16 protein-coding genes and 1 pseudogene are annotated in these 15778 nt (G+C 60.8%); 8 read left to right on the forward strand and 9 right to left on the reverse strand.

All coding sequences use genetic code 11. The features are described 5' to 3' along the window. The first annotated feature begins 264 nt into the window (after nt 1-264). Nucleotides 265-774 (forward strand): single-stranded DNA-binding protein, encoded by a 510-nt coding sequence (locus tag B5P46_RS24095; protein WP_018494638.1) that lies wholly within the window; start codon nt 265-267, stop codon nt 772-774. A 129-nt stretch (nt 775-903) separates the two neighbouring features. Here B5P46_RS24095 and B5P46_RS24100 read toward each other — a convergent pair whose 3' ends face one another. Then, nucleotides 904-1551, reverse strand: a complete 648-nt coding sequence (locus tag B5P46_RS24100) for a MarC family protein (RefSeq protein WP_129420903.1) — start codon at nt 1549-1551, stop codon at nt 904-906. Nucleotides 1552-1787: 236 nt separating this feature from the next. Here B5P46_RS24100 and gyrA point away from each other — a divergent pair, with 236 nt between their 5' ends. Next, nucleotides 1788-4625, forward strand: coding sequence for a DNA gyrase subunit A (gyrA, locus tag B5P46_RS24105; RefSeq protein WP_129420904.1), 2838 nt, complete (start codon nt 1788-1790; stop codon nt 4623-4625). A 333-nt stretch (nt 4626-4958) separates the two neighbouring features. On the opposite strand, the gene B5P46_RS34580 is transcribed toward gyrA, so the two are convergent. Together B5P46_RS34580 and B5P46_RS24110 are read right to left on the reverse strand one after the other, a co-directional pair. Then, nucleotides 4959-5114, reverse strand: a complete 156-nt coding sequence (locus tag B5P46_RS34580) for a hypothetical protein (protein WP_003539654.1) — start codon at nt 5112-5114, stop codon at nt 4959-4961. Nucleotides 5115-5236: 122 nt separating this feature from the next. After that, a complete protein-coding gene (locus B5P46_RS24110; RefSeq protein WP_129420905.1) occupies nt 5237-5524 on the reverse strand; it encodes a hypothetical protein in 288 nt (95 codons plus the stop codon). On the opposite strand from B5P46_RS24110, the gene B5P46_RS34585 reads away from it, so the two are divergent. From B5P46_RS34585 to tgt, 6 genes are all read left to right on the forward strand, one after another. After that, a complete protein-coding gene (locus tag B5P46_RS34585) occupies nt 5454-5630 on the forward strand; it encodes a hypothetical protein (protein ID WP_164986534.1) in 177 nt (58 codons plus the stop codon). The genes B5P46_RS24110 and B5P46_RS34585 overlap by 71 nt on opposite strands. 29 nt (nt 5631-5659) lie before the next feature. After that, entirely contained in the window at nt 5660-6154 is a 495-nt protein-coding gene (gene coaD, locus B5P46_RS24115) for a pantetheine-phosphate adenylyltransferase (protein ID WP_129420906.1), read from the forward strand. Between the two features lie 58 nt (nt 6155-6212). Further along, the gene (locus B5P46_RS24120) at nt 6213-6785 is read left to right on the forward strand and encodes a peptidylprolyl isomerase (protein ID WP_129420907.1); all 573 of its coding nucleotides are present in this window, start codon (nt 6213-6215) and stop codon (nt 6783-6785) included. A 29-nt stretch (nt 6786-6814) separates the two neighbouring features. Beyond that, complete coding sequence (locus tag B5P46_RS24125) at nt 6815-7324, forward strand: peptidylprolyl isomerase (RefSeq protein ID WP_129420908.1); 510 nt, start codon at nt 6815-6817, stop codon at nt 7322-7324. Nucleotides 7325-7393: 69 nt separating this feature from the next. Further along, nucleotides 7394-8479 carry a tRNA preQ1(34) S-adenosylmethionine ribosyltransferase-isomerase QueA gene (gene queA, locus B5P46_RS24130; protein WP_129420909.1) on the forward strand — a complete coding sequence of 362 codons (1086 nt, stop codon included), beginning with the start codon at nt 7394-7396 and terminating at the stop codon, nt 8477-8479. Further along, nucleotides 8476-9606 carry a tRNA guanosine(34) transglycosylase Tgt gene (gene tgt / locus B5P46_RS24135; protein WP_129420910.1) on the forward strand — a complete coding sequence of 377 codons (1131 nt, stop codon included), beginning with the start codon at nt 8476-8478 and terminating at the stop codon, nt 9604-9606. The genes queA and tgt overlap by 4 nt, the downstream gene beginning before the upstream one ends. Before the next feature lie 2 nt (nt 9607-9608). Here the strand turns inward: tgt and B5P46_RS24140 are convergent, their stop codons facing one another. The 6 genes and pseudogenes from B5P46_RS24140 to B5P46_RS24160 form a co-directional block, all read right to left on the reverse strand. Then, nucleotides 9609-10694, reverse strand: a complete 1086-nt coding sequence (locus B5P46_RS24140; RefSeq protein ID WP_129420911.1) for an acyltransferase family protein — start codon at nt 10692-10694, stop codon at nt 9609-9611. 108 nt (nt 10695-10802) lie between these two features. After that, nucleotides 10803-11231 (reverse strand): DUF4864 domain-containing protein, encoded by a 429-nt coding sequence (locus B5P46_RS24145; protein ID WP_129420912.1) that lies wholly within the window; start codon nt 11229-11231, stop codon nt 10803-10805. 81 nt (nt 11232-11312) lie between these two features. Further along, on the reverse strand, nt 11313-12578 hold the full coding sequence (gene fabF / locus B5P46_RS24150) for a beta-ketoacyl-ACP synthase II (protein WP_129420913.1): 1266 nt from the start codon (nt 12576-12578) through the stop codon (nt 11313-11315). Between the two features lie 13 nt (nt 12579-12591). Further along, entirely contained in the window at nt 12592-13098 is a 507-nt protein-coding gene (locus B5P46_RS24155) for a winged helix-turn-helix transcriptional regulator (RefSeq protein WP_129420967.1), read from the reverse strand. A gap of 77 nt (nt 13099-13175) precedes the next feature. Further along, nucleotides 13176-13578, reverse strand: a pseudogene (locus B5P46_RS35550) (hypothetical protein). 131 nt (nt 13579-13709) lie between these two features. Continuing rightward, entirely contained in the window at nt 13710-15572 is a 1863-nt protein-coding gene (locus B5P46_RS24160) for a calcium-binding protein (protein ID WP_129420914.1), read from the reverse strand. Nucleotides 15573-15778 lie beyond the last annotated feature (206 nt).

The raw sequence follows: 15778 nt of genomic DNA on the forward strand, positions 1-15778 counted from the left end.
TGGATGACAGCCCTTATTTAGTGATGCCGACGGGCGAGTCGAGGCTGAATATCCGCAAGGGCTCAAGGTTTTCGATTCTGTTGACAGGATCATACGGATAAACTAGAACAAATAAAGAACAAAATTCCTGATGGATGCATGCGGCTTTCTGATGGATAAACATGTGGATTAAATGCCGCCCATGCGCATCGGCGGTCCGTGATGGTTTAAGGTGCGCCGATCGATTAAACGCCGCCGGGCAGGGCGGCAGGCAGGGTGAGAAGCATGGCTGGTAGTGTGAATAAGGTAATTCTGATTGGAAACGTCGGTGCAGACCCCGAAATCCGCCGCACTCAGGATGGCCGGCCGATCGCCAATCTTCGTATCGCGACCTCGGAAACCTGGCGCGACCGAAATTCCGGCGAGCGCCGTGAGAAGACCGAATGGCACACTGTCGTCGTCTTCAACGAAGGCCTCTGCAAGGTCGTCGAGCAATATGTGAAGAAGGGCGCCAAGCTCTATATCGAAGGCCAGCTGCAGACCCGTAAGTGGCAGGACCAGCAGGGGCAGGATCGTTACAGCACTGAGGTGGTGCTGCAAGGGTTTGGTTCGACGCTGACGATGCTTGACGGCCGCGGTGAAGGCGGCGGCGCGAGCGGCGGCCGTGGCAGTGCCGGTGGCGGCAACGATTATGGCGACGACTACGGTGCCCCGGCTCCCTCCTCATCGCCGAGCCGCGGCGGTGGCGGCGGCGGCAACTTCTCGCGGGATCTCGACGACGATATCCCGTTCTGATCGACTGCCTTTGCTGGCTTAGTGAAAGACGTGAGAGAGCATGATGCCTTGGATGGCGTCATGCTCTTTTTCTTTGATTCCGCGGCAGATCATTCAGGCCGGATCGGCCTCAATCATCTACGGCCGTTTTCAGTGCGGTGTCGCGCTGATGAGATTGAGCGCCGATTTCGCGCCGTCGACGACGAATTGGGCGGCAAGGGCGGCGAGGATGACGCCGAGAAGCCGTGTCAGGATGGCCCGGCCGGTGACGCCGAGGAAACGGTCCAGCCTTTCGGCGACGAGCAGCATGAGGAAGGTCAGTAGCAGATTGGCGGCAAGGACGCCGATCAGCTGCGCCTTTCCGACGGATGTCGCCAGCGTGCCGGCAAGCAGGATCGTCGCCGAGATCGCGCCCGGGCCGGCGATCAGCGGCAAGGCGAGGGGAAAGACGGCGATATTCTCGATATGATCCTTGGTGATCGCCACCTCCGTGGCCTTCTCCTTGCGGTCCTGGCGCTTCTCGAACACCATCTCGAAGGCGATCCAGAACAGCAGCAGCCCGCCGGCGATGCGGAAGGCGCCGATCGAGATCCCGAGTACGCCGAGCACGCCGGCGCCGAACAGTGCGAAGACGGCGAGGATGATGAAGGCGATGGTCGAGCCACGCAGCGCCACCTGCGTGCGCTCGGTACGGCTCATGCCTGTCGTCAGGCCCAGAAAGATCGGTGCGAGCCCCGGCGGATCGATGGTGACGAGAAGCGTCGTGAAGGCGTTGATCAATTGGTCGGCGCTTGCCATCGGCTCTCCGGAACCCCATATGAGTGCGTGGTTTTTATGATTGTGAAGCGGGGATTCCGATTTGGCAAATATCCCGCGGCGGCCTGCGGCGGATTTGTCCGGCCCGGCCGCGTAACTTGCATGTTTTACCCTCTTTAAGCCGCAAAAGCCTGTTCAAAACGCGCTGTGAAATTGGCGCGGGAACAGGCTTTCCGCTATAAATCTTCAAGTGATTCTAGAAGAGATCGTGATCTGTTTTGACTGAGCAAACACCCCCCGGCGGCGGGAAGCTCCCGCCAGGCATCGAGCCCATCTCCATCATGGAGGAAATGCAGCGGTCGTATCTCGATTACGCCATGAGCGTCATCGTCAGCCGCGCGCTGCCCGACGTGCGCGACGGCCTCAAGCCCGTGCACCGGCGCATCCTCTACGGCATGTCCGAGCTCGGCATCGACTGGAACAAGAAATACGTCAAATGCGCCCGCGTCACCGGTGACGTGATGGGTAAATTCCATCCGCACGGCAATTCCGCGATCTATGATGCGCTCGCCCGCATGGCGCAGCCCTGGTCGCTGCGCCTGCCGCTGATCGATGGTCAGGGCAATTTCGGCTCGGTCGATGGTGATCCGCCGGCGGCCGAACGTTATACCGAGTGCCGCCTCGAAAAGGCTGCCCACTCGCTGCTCGACGATCTCGACAAGGAAACCGTCGATTTCCGCGACAATTACGACGGCACGCTCTCCGAGCCGGTCGTGGTGCCCGCCAAATTCCCGAACCTGCTCGTCAACGGCGCCGGCGGCATCGCCGTCGGCATGGCGACCAACATCCCGCCGCACAACCTCTCCGAAGTCATCGATGGCTGTATCGCGCTGATCGACGATCCGGCCATCGAGCTACCGGAACTGATACAGATCATTCCCGGTCCCGACTTCCCGACGGGAGCGAAGATCCTCGGCCGTGCCGGCATTCGCTCGGCCTACGAGACCGGCCGCGGCTCCGTCATCATGCGCGGCGTTGCTGCCATCGAGCCGATGCGCGGTGACCGCGAGCAGATCATCATCACCGAGATTCCCTATCAGGTGAACAAGGCGACGATGATCGAGAAGATGGCCGAGCTGGTGCGCGACAAGCGCATCGAAGGCATCTCCGACCTGCGCGACGAATCCGACCGCCAGGGTTATCGCGTTGTCGTCGAGCTGAAGCGCGACGCCAACGCCGAGGTCATCCTCAACCAGCTTTATCGCTACACGCCGCTGCAGACGTCCTTCGGCTGCAACATGGTGGCGCTGAACGGCGGCAAGCCGGAACAGCTGACCCTGCTCGACATGCTGCGCGCTTTCGTCTCCTTCCGCGAAGAAGTCGTTAGCCGGAGAACGAAATTCCTGCTGCGCAAGGCGCGTGACCGCGCCCACGTGTTGGTCGGTCTCGCCATTGCGGTTGCCAATATCGATGAGGTCATCCGCGTCATCCGCCAGGCGCCCGATCCGCAGTCTGCCCGCGAAGAGCTGATGACCCGCCGCTGGCCGGCGGAAGATGTCGAAAGCCTGATCCGCCTGATCGACGATCCGCGCCATCGCATCAATGACGACCTGACCTACAACCTCTCCGAAGAGCAGGCCCGCGCCATCCTCGAACTGCGCCTTGCCCGCCTGACGGCCCTTGGCCGCGACGAAATCGGCGATGAACTCAACAAGATCGGTGAGGAAATCAAGGATTACCTCGATATTCTCTCCTCGCGTGTCCGCATTCAGACCATCGTCAAGGATGAACTTCTCGCCGTCCGCGACGAGTTCGGCACGCCGCGCCGCACCGAGATCGTCGATGGCGGCCTCGAAATGGACGACGAGGACCTGATCGCCCGCGAGGACATGGTCGTCACCGTCTCGCATCTCGGTTATATCAAGCGCGTGCCACTGACCACTTATCGCGCCCAGCGGCGCGGCGGCAAGGGTCGCTCCGGCATGACCACCCGCGACGAGGATTTTGTTAGCCGGCTATTCGTCGTCAATACTCATACGCCGGTTCTGTTCTTCTCCTCGCGTGGCATCGTCTACAAGGAGAAGGTCTGGCGCCTGCCGATCGGCACGCCGACCTCGCGCGGCAAGGCGCTGATCAATATGCTGCCGCTCGCACCCGGCGAGCGCATCACCACCATCCTGCCTTTGCCCGAGGATGAGACGAGCTGGGATAATCTCGACGTCATGTTCTCGACGACGCGCGGCACGGTTCGCCGCAACAAGCTGTCGGACTTCGTCCAGGTCAACCGCAACGGCAAGATCGCCATGAAGCTCGAGGAGGAGGGCGACGAAATCCTCTCCGTCGAGACCTGCACCGAAGATGACGACGTGCTGCTCACGACGGCGCTCGGTCAGTGCATCCGCTTCTCGGTCGACGACGTCCGGGTCTTTGCCGGCCGCAACTCGATCGGCGTGCGCGGCATCACGCTTGCCGGCGGCGACCGCATCATCTCGATGACCATCGTGCGCCATGTCAACGCCGAACCTTGGGAACGCGCCGCCTATCTGAAGCGCGCCGCCAACGATCGGCGCCTGACGACGGGCGAGGCCGAGGAGATCGCGCTGGTCGGCGAGGAGGTCACCGAAGAGGGACAGCTGAGCGACGAGCGTTACGAGGAGCTGAAGCTGCTGGAGCAGTTCGTGCTCACCGTTTCCGAGAAGGGCTTCGGCAAGCGTTCGTCCTCCTACGACTTCCGCATCTCCGGCCGCGGCGGCAAGGGTATCCGCGCCACCGATACGTCGAAAACAGGCGAGATCGGCGAGCTGGTCGCGGCCTTCCCGGTCGATGACGGTGACCAGATCATGCTGGTCTCCGATGGCGGCCAGCTGATCCGCGTGCCGGTGGGCGGCATCCGCATTGCCAGCCGCGCCACCAAGGGCGTCACCATCTTCTCGACGGCCAAGGACGAGAAGGTCGTCTCGGTCGAGCGCATCAGCGAGCCGGAGGAGGATGAGACGGAAGAGGCTGTCGAGGTCGCCGAAGGCGCCCCTGCTACCGACGAAGGTGCTGCCGACGAAGGTGGCGGCGACGAGGCGCCGATTGCCGATGACGATCCGGCCGGGCCAGCCGAAGAGTGATCAAATGAACGGGGCGGCTTCGAGCCGCCCTTTTTCTATTCAGATGGATGATGGTTGAGGACGACACCAAGAAAAAGCCGGACGCTGGGTGCATCCGGCTTTGAATGGCCCTGGCGACGGAAGGGTGCCGCTCAAGGGGTGGGAAGAGGAGAGAAAGGAACGTCAGAACGCTCTATGTTTCTCGTTCAGAGCCTTCACCTCTTCGCCTTCGCGCCGGAGCGCTGAAATCGTCGAGGCCACAGACACGATAAACATGACGCTGATAAGGGCGGTGAGCACTGTCAAGATCGTGAACATAGGCATTCCTTTCCTGGGGAGTTGCGTTCTCGCCCCTCAGTACTGGCCCAGCACGGCCGTCCGGGCCGAAGCATAGGGACCATAAACCTTGGACGTATCGACCTTCTGATCATAGAGAGCGACAGTTGCGGTCAGCATGCCCGTGACCATTACCATCCAGAGCACGTTAATCATCGTAATCTTGCCGGGCATTTTTAATCCTTCCGCGCCGCTCTATGTATCGGTTGAATGAACGCATCCGTCTGTAAATGGTTCCGCCGGATGTTGATCGGGTGTTTACCAATGCCGATCTGAAGCGACCTTGAATGTCTCGTTCATCTGGCATTCAGATTCGAAGCTCGTTTTTCGCGCAGCCGGCCCTGAGCGCGCACGATCGCCGCATGCTCGGCAAGCTCCGGCCGCACCCAGCTCATCTCGTATCGATCGGCGAAATAGCTATAGGCCATCTCGGCGGCGAGGGAGGAAACGATGGCAAGCGCAACGAGCACGATCAGCATGGACCTGGTCTTTCGGGGAGTGCCGGATGCCGGAATGGCATTGGCTGCTTTGATGATCGGAGTTAAGCAGATCCTGTCTGAAACGGTCTTGAACGGGCCATTCATCCGCCGTTTAACCGCCCGGCGCATAACGTCCTTTACGCGTCTGAAAAGACGCGCGGCACTCTGGCCGGAGCTGGGCAAATCACTTGCGGGAAGGCGGCATCCGTGACAAAAGGCGTCAAACCAACGGTCGGGCCAATGACGACAGCTTTCTATCCGGGGTCCTTCGACCCGATCACCAATGGGCATGTGGATGTTCTGGTCCAGGCTCTCAACGTCGCCGAAAAGGTAATCGTCGCGATCGGCATCCATCCCGGCAAGGCGCCGCTCTTCTCCTTTGAAGAGAGGGCCGAGCTGATCCGCCGTTCTCTCGCCCAAGCGCTGCCCGGCAAGACCGGCGACGTCGCCGTCGTCGCCTTCGACAATCTGGTCGTCGATGCCGCCCGCAGCCATGGCGCCACGCTGTTGATCCGCGGTCTTCGCGACGGCACTGACCTCGATTATGAAATGCAGATGGCCGGCATGAACCGGACGATGGCGCCCGATATCCAGACCATCTTTTTGCCGGCGGGCACGGCCTCGCGGCCCATTACCGCCACATTGGTCCGCCAGATCGCCGCCATGGGCGGCGATGTCAGCGCTTTCGTGCCTGCCGCCGTCTTGCAAGCCCTCACATCCAAGCGCCCAAACTAGTTAGAACAAAGACTAACAAGCGCAAAGACCAGGCGGACCCCGCCGCAATGGAGCTCATATGAAACTCTTTTATCTCGCATTTGCCGGCGTGTTGTATCTCGCCTCCTTCGCGGGGGATGCCTTCGCCCAGTCGGCCGATCATTATCTCACCATCGAGCTGAAGAATGGCCCGGTCGTCATCCAGCTCATGCCTGACGTGGCGCCGAAGCATGTCGCCCAGATCGAGGCGCTGGCCAAGAAGGGCGAATACGATAACGTCGCCTTCCACCGCGTCATCGACGGCTTCATGGCTCAGACCGGCGACGTCAAATACGGCAACATGGAAAAGGGCTTCGATGCGAGCCTCGCCGGCACCGGCTCCTCGGATATGCCTGACATCCCGGCTGAATTCTCCAAGACCCCGTTCGCGCGCGGCACGGTCGGCATGGCTCGTTCGCAGGATCCGAATTCCGCCAATTCGCAGTTCTTCATCATGTTCGCCGAAGGCTCCTTCCTCAACGGCCAATACACCGTCGTCGGCAAGGTCGTTTCCGGCATGGAGAACGTCGACAAGATCAAGCGCGGCGAAGGCCAGAACGGCGAAGTCAAAAGTCCCGACCGGATGATCAAGGTCACCCTGGGCAAGAAGTAAGTTACGAGAGAAAACGAGAGGAAAAGACAATGGCCGAGATCAAGGATCCCGAAAACACCGTCATTCTGGAAACCACCAAGGGCAAGGTTGTCATTCAGCTTTTGCCGCAGGTCGCCCCGGAGCATGTCGCCCGCATCAAGGAACTCGCCCGCGAGAAGGCCTATGACGGCGTCGTTTTTCACCGCGTCATCCAGGATTTCATGGCCCAGACGGGCGATGTCGAATTCGGCAAGAAGGGCTCGGAAACCTTCAATCCCAGCCGTGCTGGCATGGGCGGCTCTTCGAAGCCGGATCTGAAGGCCGAATTCTCCGTGACCACGCATACGCGCGGCACCTGCTCGATGGCTCGTTCGCAGAACCCGAACTCGGCCAATTCGCAGTTCTTCATCTGCTTCACCGACGCGCCCTGGCTGAACAAGCAGTATTCCGTCTGGGGCCAGGTCATCGAAGGCATGGACAACGTCGACAAGATCAAGCGCGGCGAGCCGGTTTCCGATCCGGACTCGATCGTCTCCATGCGGGTTGCCGCCGACGTCTGATTGTGATTTCTGCTGAAACCCGCCCTTGCGTGACTGCGCGAGGGCGGGTTTCGCTTTGAAAGTGCCCTGATGCGCGTAGACCTTTTCGATTTCGATCTGCCCGATGAACGCATCGCGTTGCGGCCCGCCGAGCCGCGCGACAGTGCGCGCCTGCTCGTCGTCGATCCGAATGCGGCAAACAGCCTTTCGGATCACAGCGTCGGCGACCTGCCGTCCTTCCTGCAAGCGGGCGATGCGCTGGTCTTCAACGATACCAAGGTCATTCCCGCCCAGCTCGAGGGCATCCGCCATCGCGACGGCGCCGGCGGCCAGCAGGTGTCGGCAACGCTGCACATGCGCACCGGCCCCAGCCGCTGGAAGGCCTTCGCCAAGCCCGGCAAGCGCATCAAACAGGGCGACCGCATCGCCTTCGGCCATTCCGGCGAAAGCTGTTTCCTCGGTTCGCTCGATGCCACCGTGGAGGAGAAGGGCGAGGCCGGCGAGGTGACGCTGCTGTTTGATCTCTCAGGCCCGGCGCTTGACGAGGCGATCGCCGCCGTCGGCCATATCCCACTGCCGCCCTATATTGCCGCCAAGCGCCCCGAGGACGAGCGCGACCGCGCGGATTACCAGACGATCTATGCCCGCGAGGAGGGCGCCGTCGCCGCCCCCACCGCCGGCCTGCATTTCACGCCTGGCCTGTTCGAGGCGCTCGATAGGGCGGGCATCGAACGCCATTTCGTTACGCTGCATGTCGGTGCCGGCACCTTCCTGCCGGTCAAGGCTGACGATACCAACGATCACAAGATGCATCTGGAAAGCGGCTATGTCAGCGACGAGATCGCCGCCCGGCTGAATGCCGTGCGGGAAAGTGGCGGGCGCATCGTCTGTGTCGGCACGACCTCGTTGCGGCTCATCGAGAGTGCCGCCGGTGAAAGCGGAGAGATCAAGCCCTGGGCCGGCGCTACCGGCATCTTCATCACGCCTGGTTACCGCTTCAAGGCGGTCGACATGCTGATGACCAATTTCCACCTGCCGCGCTCGACGCTGTTCATGCTGGTCTCGGCCTTTGCCGGCTTCGAGACCATGCACGCGGCTTATAAACACGCCATTTCGACGGGCTACCGCTTCTACTCTTACGGCGACGCGAGCCTTCTTTTCCGGAAAGACAGATGACAGACAATTTCCAATTCACCCTGAAGAAGACCGATGCCGGCGCCCGTCTAGGCCAGGTTTCCATGCCGCGCGGCGAGATCCGCACGCCGGCCTTCATGCCGGTCGGCACCGTCGGCACGGTTAAGGCGATGTATCTCGACCAAGTGCGCGAGACCGGCGCCGACATCATCCTCGGCAATACCTATCACCTGATGCTGCGCCCGACGGCCGAGCGCGTCGCCCGTCTCGGCGGCCTGCATAAGCTCATTCGCTGGGAGCACCCGATCCTGACCGATTCCGGTGGCTTCCAGGTCATGTCGCTGTCCGGTCTGCGCAAGCTCGACGAGCAGGGCGTCACCTTCAAGTCGCATGTCGACGGCAGCCTGCACCATATGTCGCCGGAGCGCTCCATCGAAATCCAGGGGTTGCTTGGCTCCGATATCCAGATGCAGCTCGACGAATGTGTGGCATTGCCGGCCGAGCCGAAGGAGATCGAGCGCGCCATGGAAATGTCGCTGCGCTGGGCCGAGCGCTGCCGGGTCGCCTTCGGCGAGCAGCCCGGCAAGGCGATGTTCGGCATCGTCCAGGGCGGCGACATTCCGGCGCTGCGCATCCGTTCGGCCGAGGCGTTGAGCCAGCTCGACCTCAAGGGTTATGCGATCGGCGGCCTTGCCGTCGGCGAGCCGCAGGATGTCATGCTGCAGATGCTGGAAACGACGCTACCGGTCCTTCCTCTGGAAAAGCCACGTTACCTCATGGGTGTCGGCACGCCGGACGATATCCTGAAATCGGTCGCCCGCGGCATCGACATGTTCGATTGCGTCATGCCGACCCGTTCCGGCCGCCATGGCCTGGCTTTTACCCGCCGCGGCAAGGTCAACATCCGCAATGCCCGCCATGCGGAGGATATGCGCCCGCTCGACGAACAGTCGAATTGCCCGGCCTCACGCGATTATTCGCGTGCCTATCTGCACCACCTCGTCCGCTCCAGCGAGGCGCTCGGCGGCATGCTGCTCTCCTGGCACAATCTCGCCTATTACCAGGAGCTGATGCAGGGCATCCGTAAGGCGATCGCCGAAGGCCGCTTCGCCGATTTCATGGCGGAAACGCAGGAGGAATGGGCGAGGGGCGATCTCGAACCGGTGTAAAGCTACTCCGTTCCCGCGTTGCTTGCCGCGGGGACTGGGGACGCCGGGTTTGGCGCAACCATCATTTTAAGTTTCTTGCGCACTGGCTCGTCGAAGTGAACGGCGGCGATGCCAGCCACAATGAAAATTGCGACTACGACGACCATACCGGCTGCCGGAGAGGCAGGAAGGTCAAAGCCTCTTTGCCGCAGTGACTGCAGCAGACTGAAGATGGGGCCATGCAGGATATAAATCGGATAGGAAAGCCTTCCCAGCCAACGGAATACCAGCTCGACCAGGCCGGTCTGTCTCGTGCGCATCGCAAGCCAGACAATGGCCGGGAAGACCACAAGGCATATTAAAAAATCAAAATACGGGAAACCGAAGAATATGCGGGCTGGTATGTTGGTGATGAAGATCAGACAACCACAGAGAAGAAGGCCGACAATGTTGCCGTTATTGGCTGTCTTCGGTTTCTGGACCTCATATAACCTGTAAAGGCAGATTCCGAGCGAGAACGAGAACAGCACTCGTGAAAAGCCAAATCGGAAGTCGCCCGCCTCGGGACCAATATCGAAGTTACCTGCGACCAATGCTCCGTACATGGTGATGCCCGCCGCCCCCAGCGCGATGGTGAGCAAGCTTCTGAATGACAGTCGTATCAGAAGCACGGAGAACAGCACTCCGGCCCAGAGCTCGAAGAAGAGCGACCAGCTAGGCCCGTTGAAGGGAAAGATACCTTCCTGGTTTGCGCTTGGAATGAACAGGATTGCCCTCAGCAGAAGGTCCGCCAGCGTGGAGTAGTCCAACCCATTTTTAAGCGCATAGCTGAAAAGACCAATCGGAAGCGAAAGAAGATAAAGGGGATAGAGCCGAATGATACGCTGTAGCAGAAGCCCGGTGGGCGAAATCTGCCCCGTAGTCAGTCGCTTCTCATATGAATTTGCAAGAACGGCGCCGCTCAACAGAAAGAAGAGGTCAACGGCAAGGTAACTGATATTCGCCGGGATCGGACCCAGCGTACCAGCCGTGTGGAGGAACATGACCATGATAGCCGCAATTCCTCGCAACGCTTCAAGAGCTGTAAAAAATTGTTTGCCAGCGTTCAACGCAACAACCCTCCGTTGGCACTTTGTTACTCCAGGAGGATTTCGAAATCGTTGGTGCAACGAGACCGTGCAATCGGCTGAGTTTCCACCGAAAAGAGGAACAGCGCGTCAGATGCCCTTGCTGTCCGCGTGCGGCATGATCTGCACACCGTTGATCCTGTAGCTGCCGTCCGGCTGGCGCATGATCTGGTAGATCGCCGTCCAGTCCTTGCCGTCGCGGCCTGAGATCAGCACCTCGTGATAGATCAGCGCGCCGTTGTCGATCGAGCGGCTGCGCCCGAAGGCGTAGTTGCCAGGGTGATAGACCGGCTCGTAGCTCTTCTTCACCATGGCGAAGAACAGGTTCTTGTCGGGATACATCGCCTTGATGCCGGGGGCGGCGAAGGAATAGGCGGTCTCGGCATCGTCCTTGAGGAAGGCGTTGATCTGGTCCTCGATCATCGTCCGCGTCGTTTCGATCGGATCTTCGGCGCGGGCCAATACGGGGGAGAGGAAGGACGCGGCACACAGAATAAGAACTGCGAAGAAGGCGCGCATGGGGTATCTCCGGCTCTATCGGGGAAAGGATCGCCGATAGAGTAGAAGTGTAGGCGATTTTCAGCGCAAGGAAAGTGGACTTTACGACCAGCGGCGGAACAGGGCGCTGGCATTCACCCCGCCGAAGCCGAAACCGTTGGTGATCGCATAGTCCATCGCCAGCGGCCGCGCCGTCCTGCCGACGATATCGATGCCGTCGGCGGCCGGATCGGCCTCATCGAGGTTGCTGGTCGGCGGTGCGATCTGGTCGCGCAGTGCAAGGATGGTGAAGATCGCCTCCAGCCCGCCGGCCGCGCCGAGCAGGTGGCCGGTCGCCGATTTCGTCGCGCTGATGGCAATACCGCCATTGCGACCGAAGACCGTGCCGATCGCCGCGATCTCACCCCTGTCACCGACCGGTGTCGAGGTCGCATGCGCGTTGAGATGCCCGACCTCCGAAGCCGGGATCTTCGCCTGCCTGAGTGCCACCTCCATCGCCCGGCGCGCGCCGTCGCCGTCTTCGGGGCCTGAGGTCATGTGGTAGGCGTCTGCAGCCGTGCCGTAGCCGACGAGTTCGGCGAGCGGTGTGGCGCCGCGGGCAAGCGCGTGCTCCAGCGTTTCGATGACCAGGATACCGGCGCCTTCGCCCATGACGAAACCGTCGCGGGCCGTGTCGAAGGGCCGTGACGCAAGTTCCGGTGTTTCGTTGAAGCCGGTGGAAAGCGCCCGCGCAGCGGCAAAGCCGCCGAGGCTCACCTTGTCGATGCAGGCCTCGGCACCACCGCAGATCGCCACATCCGCTTCGCCGGAGCGGATCAGCCGCGCCGCATCGCCGACTGCCTGGACGCTGGCGGCACAGGCTGTCACCGGAGCCCCGAGCGGCCCCTTGAAGCCGTAGCGGATGCTGACCTGGCCGGCGGCGAGATTGACGAGGAAGGAGGGAACGGTGAAGGGCGACAGCCGACGGACGCCGCGCGTTTCGCCGATCCGCACCGCTTCGGCGATCGCCGGGAAGCCGCCGACGCCCGACGCGATGATCGTTGCCGTGCGCTCGCGCTCGCCTTCATCAACGGGCATCCAACTGGCCTGCCTCACCGCTTCCTCCGTCGCCGCCATGGCGAAGTGGATGAAGCGGTCCATCTTCTTCTGGTCCTTCGGCGTGATGTAACGGTCTGGGTCGAAACCGGCCTCTGCATCTTCCGCGATACCGGGAACGATGCCGCCGACCTTGGCCGAGAGTTCGCCGACGATATCCTCCGCCAGCACTCTCAGCCCCGAACCGCCACCGAGAAGGCGCTTCCAGGCAGGCTCGACGCCGGTGCCGAGTGGCGAGACAAGTCCCATGCCGGTGACAACGATGCGATCCATTGTATTTTCCTCTCTATCCGTCGATGCCGAGATACCAGGCGCGCATACGGGCGATCCGTTCGCGCACCTCGTCGTCGGCGGCGGGACCCGCAAGCAGGCTGGTGTTTTCGGGGGTCACTTCTTCGCCCGTCCGCGCATCGACCAGCATCGTCTCGCGCTTTTTGCCGGAAGCGGCGTCGCCCAAGAGAAAGGCGAGATCCTCTTCCGGGATGTGCTGGCTTCCCCAGGAAAACAGTGTCATCAGAACGGGAAAGAAGTCACGGCCCTTGTCCGTCAGCCGATATTCGTAGCGGGCAGGGCGCTGATGGTAGAGCCGCCGTTCGAACAGCCCCTTTTCCGTCAGATGTTTGAGCCGCCGCGTCAGGATATTCGGCGCCACGCCGAGGCTTTTCTGGAATTCGTCGAAGCGCGAAAGCCCCTGGAAGGCGTCGCGCAGGATCAGCATGCTCCACCAGTCGCCGACACTGTCAAGCGCGCGCGCCGCCGGGCATTTGAAATCGCTGAAGCTCGTTCGCTGCATGGCTGATGTCACTACAGCAGTGACTATCATCATGCAAGTTACTTCCAACGCCGCCGGACACTTTTGCGCGACATGTTTTAGATCGCGTCGCCCTCAAAAATCCGGGCGAGCAGGATGCCGGCGACGAGCATGCCCGCTGCCACGAAGATCGTGTCGCCCGGCGTGCCGATATAGAGCGGCCCGATATTACAGCGCCGCGCGTCTTTTCAGACGCGCAAAGGACGTTGTAACACTTTGAATTGGCATAATTTTATCCTTAAATCGACTCCGATTTAAGGAATTATGCAGTGGCAAACAGCAGGAAGGCGATGAGGAAATTGGCCCAGCCTCAGACGACATTCGCCGTCGGCGAGCCGAGCTTTGCCCCTTGCGCGAAGGGGATGCGGAAGCGCCTGCCGCTGACCCGTTGACGAAATGCGGGATGCCGTTGGTCAGAAATGCTGCGGCGATAAAATGGACGATATAGGCGATCCAGGGCAAAGGCTTCTCCTGACCTGCACGGGTGGCGTCAACGGAGAATGTGGCCGGGATTCCGGCTCCGGCAAGAGGAGGAGACACGACTGCCCGTGACGCTGTGGGTCCGCCGCCTGAAAGGCGACGGGCCGACCGGCTCAGACAAGCAAGAGATCTTTGAAGTGAAGTGCGGCGGAATTGTCGAGATCGGCGACGTGGATTGCCCCGCCTGCTGCGCTTCCATCCGCATCATAGGATAAAATGCCGCTGGCCTGATCGTAGATCAGCTTGTCATCAGCCTCGAGCGCCTTCGTTCCCAGGACGAAATTCTCGGCCGAAAAGCTCGATGGCTTGAGCCCGGTGAAAATCCCATCATCGAACACCAGCTTATCGCCTGCGGCTGAAGAGAAATCGACAATCTTGTCGACGCTCGTATTGCTGGGCTTCACATCGAAGACGAAGGAATCGGCTCCGGCTCCGCCGGTGAGAACGTCAGCACCGGCCTTGCCGATGAGCTTGTCGTTCCCGAGTCCGCCGACCAATCGATCGTTCCCTTTCCCGCCGTTGAGAAAATTGTTTCCGTCGTTGCCGGTGAGAATGTTGGCCGTATTGTTGCCTGTCGCGCTGAGATTGGCCGTCCCGGTCAAGGTGAGGTTTTCGATTGTTCCGATCGCATGCGCCGTGTCCGCGAGGCTGAAGGAGATCGAAGCCTTGACGGTATCCGTTCCGCTGCCCCGGCTTTCGTCGACGATTTGATTCGCATTAGTCACGGTGAAGGTATCGTTGCCGGTGCCGCCATAGAGATGATTGGTGCTCGGCGGCGTGCTGGTACTGCCGCGTTCGATGTCGATGATAACGGGATGGTCGATGACATTGAGCGTCAGGGACGACACGTTGCTGAGGCTTTTGATCGCCGTCGTCCCGGTCAGGGGGTCGAAGACCTTAACGGAGCCGAAGGAGGCGCCGAGATTGACTTTGACGGCTGTCGTCGCGGCCTGAATGGCCGTGTCAGAGGACTGGTTCCAGATATCAGGCTCGTTCCAGATGATGATCTGGTAGCTTCCGTCCGATTTTTCCGTGAGCAAGCTGCGGGCCGAGGACGGCAGGCCGTCGATCGAATAATTGAGGGTTCCCGCGCTGAAGCTCGCCTTCGCAGCGCCGTCGTCGGCAAGGATTTCGGTCAGATTGTGGATCGCCGTCGCCGCCGGCTTGGCCGAATAGTCGAGATGAAAAAGGCCGAAATGCTTTTCCTGATTGGTGCCCTGCGGATCGGAATAGGCGTCCAGCAGCTCGTAGATGAAGGTCTGTTTCGAGCCGAGTGCGGCGCCGTCCATCAGCGTATTGAGCAGGAGCTTTGCCTGCGTCGCCTCACTGACGCCCTCCCAGCCGCCATTGGTGTCGGCGGTGAGCGAGGTGTGGTACCCGGTCTCGGTGATCGCCAGCGGCTTGCCCGGATCGGCAGCGCGCTGAACGCCGGCTTCTCGGGAAAGCCACGAGAATGGCTGGTCGCCATCCTTCGCATAGGTATGGATCGTCGTGTAGTCGGAGGCGGAAGCGACCGTATATCCGGTAAAGCCGAGGACCGGGATATTTTTCAGCAAGGGATCGGCGTTGACGGCGGCAGAGAGGTCTTTCTGATAGGCGAGCGCTGCAGCCTGACCGCTCAGGCCATGATAGCTGACCGGCCAGTTGTTGACTTCGTTCGGTCCTTCGATGCCGACGACCGATCCGGGATGGGCCTGCACGAAGTCATGCAGCCGCTGGGCGACGGTCGCGGGGTCCACCTCTCGCTGGGCGCTGAAGACGAATTGCACGCCGGCTTCGGCTGCATCGCCGAGATGTGTTTGACCGTTGGGATCGGAAGCGGAGTTGGGGGCGTGATCGCGAACTGTATCAAGGCCAAGATAGTCGAGAGCCTTAACAACTTCTCCGACATTGGAATATTTTCCGTCGGTGTAGTCGATATGCGTGTCAATTCCAAAGGAACGAATAATATCGTTTATTCGAACGGCTTGAGCCAAAGTTTTTCTCCCAGTTTATGAGGGAATTGGCGATGGGAATTTATTCTTCACATTTCTGATGCCAATTCGATTTAATACACGAGGAGGGCCGTGCAGTGCTGCCCGTTAACCATGATAAATTGTCCTGAATGTGGCCCGCGCCGGATCGGGTTTTTAATGCCGAACCTGTGCTTGCATATTTGCATCCAGCCGGCCGACCATGACCC

It is taken from the genome of Rhizobium leguminosarum, assembly GCF_004123835.1.
Taxonomy (GTDB): Bacteria; Pseudomonadota; Alphaproteobacteria; order Rhizobiales; family Rhizobiaceae; genus Rhizobium; species Rhizobium leguminosarum_M.

What these genes read in the sequence shown, in the direction of transcription:
- B5P46_RS24095 (WP_018494638.1), top strand. Translation starts at nt 265, where the DNA reads ATGGCTGGTAGTGTGAATAAGGTAATTCTGATTGGAAACGTCGGTGCA.
- B5P46_RS24100 (WP_129420903.1), bottom strand. Translation starts at nt 1,551, where the DNA reads ATGGCAAGCGCCGACCAATTGATCAACGCCTTCACGACGCTTCTCGTC.
- B5P46_RS34580 (WP_003539654.1), bottom strand. Translation starts at nt 5,114, where the DNA reads ATGCCCGGCAAGATTACGATGATTAACGTGCTCTGGATGGTAATGGTC.
- B5P46_RS34585 (WP_164986534.1), top strand. Translation starts at nt 5,454, where the DNA reads ATGGCATTGGCTGCTTTGATGATCGGAGTTAAGCAGATCCTGTCTGAA.
- B5P46_RS24110 (WP_129420905.1), bottom strand. Translation starts at nt 5,524, where the DNA reads ATGAATGGCCCGTTCAAGACCGTTTCAGACAGGATCTGCTTAACTCCG.
- coaD (WP_129420906.1), top strand. Translation starts at nt 5,660, where the DNA reads ATGACGACAGCTTTCTATCCGGGGTCCTTCGACCCGATCACCAATGGG.
- B5P46_RS24120 (WP_129420907.1), top strand. Translation starts at nt 6,213, where the DNA reads ATGAAACTCTTTTATCTCGCATTTGCCGGCGTGTTGTATCTCGCCTCC.
- B5P46_RS24125 (WP_129420908.1), top strand. Translation starts at nt 6,815, where the DNA reads ATGGCCGAGATCAAGGATCCCGAAAACACCGTCATTCTGGAAACCACC.
- queA (WP_129420909.1), top strand. Translation starts at nt 7,394, where the DNA reads ATGCGCGTAGACCTTTTCGATTTCGATCTGCCCGATGAACGCATCGCG.
- tgt (WP_129420910.1), top strand. Translation starts at nt 8,476, where the DNA reads ATGACAGACAATTTCCAATTCACCCTGAAGAAGACCGATGCCGGCGCC.
- B5P46_RS24145 (WP_129420912.1), bottom strand. Translation starts at nt 11,231, where the DNA reads ATGCGCGCCTTCTTCGCAGTTCTTATTCTGTGTGCCGCGTCCTTCCTC.
- fabF (WP_129420913.1), bottom strand. Translation starts at nt 12,578, where the DNA reads ATGGATCGCATCGTTGTCACCGGCATGGGACTTGTCTCGCCACTCGGC.
- B5P46_RS24155 (WP_129420967.1), bottom strand. Translation starts at nt 13,098, where the DNA reads ATGCAGCGAACGAGCTTCAGCGATTTCAAATGCCCGGCGGCGCGCGCG.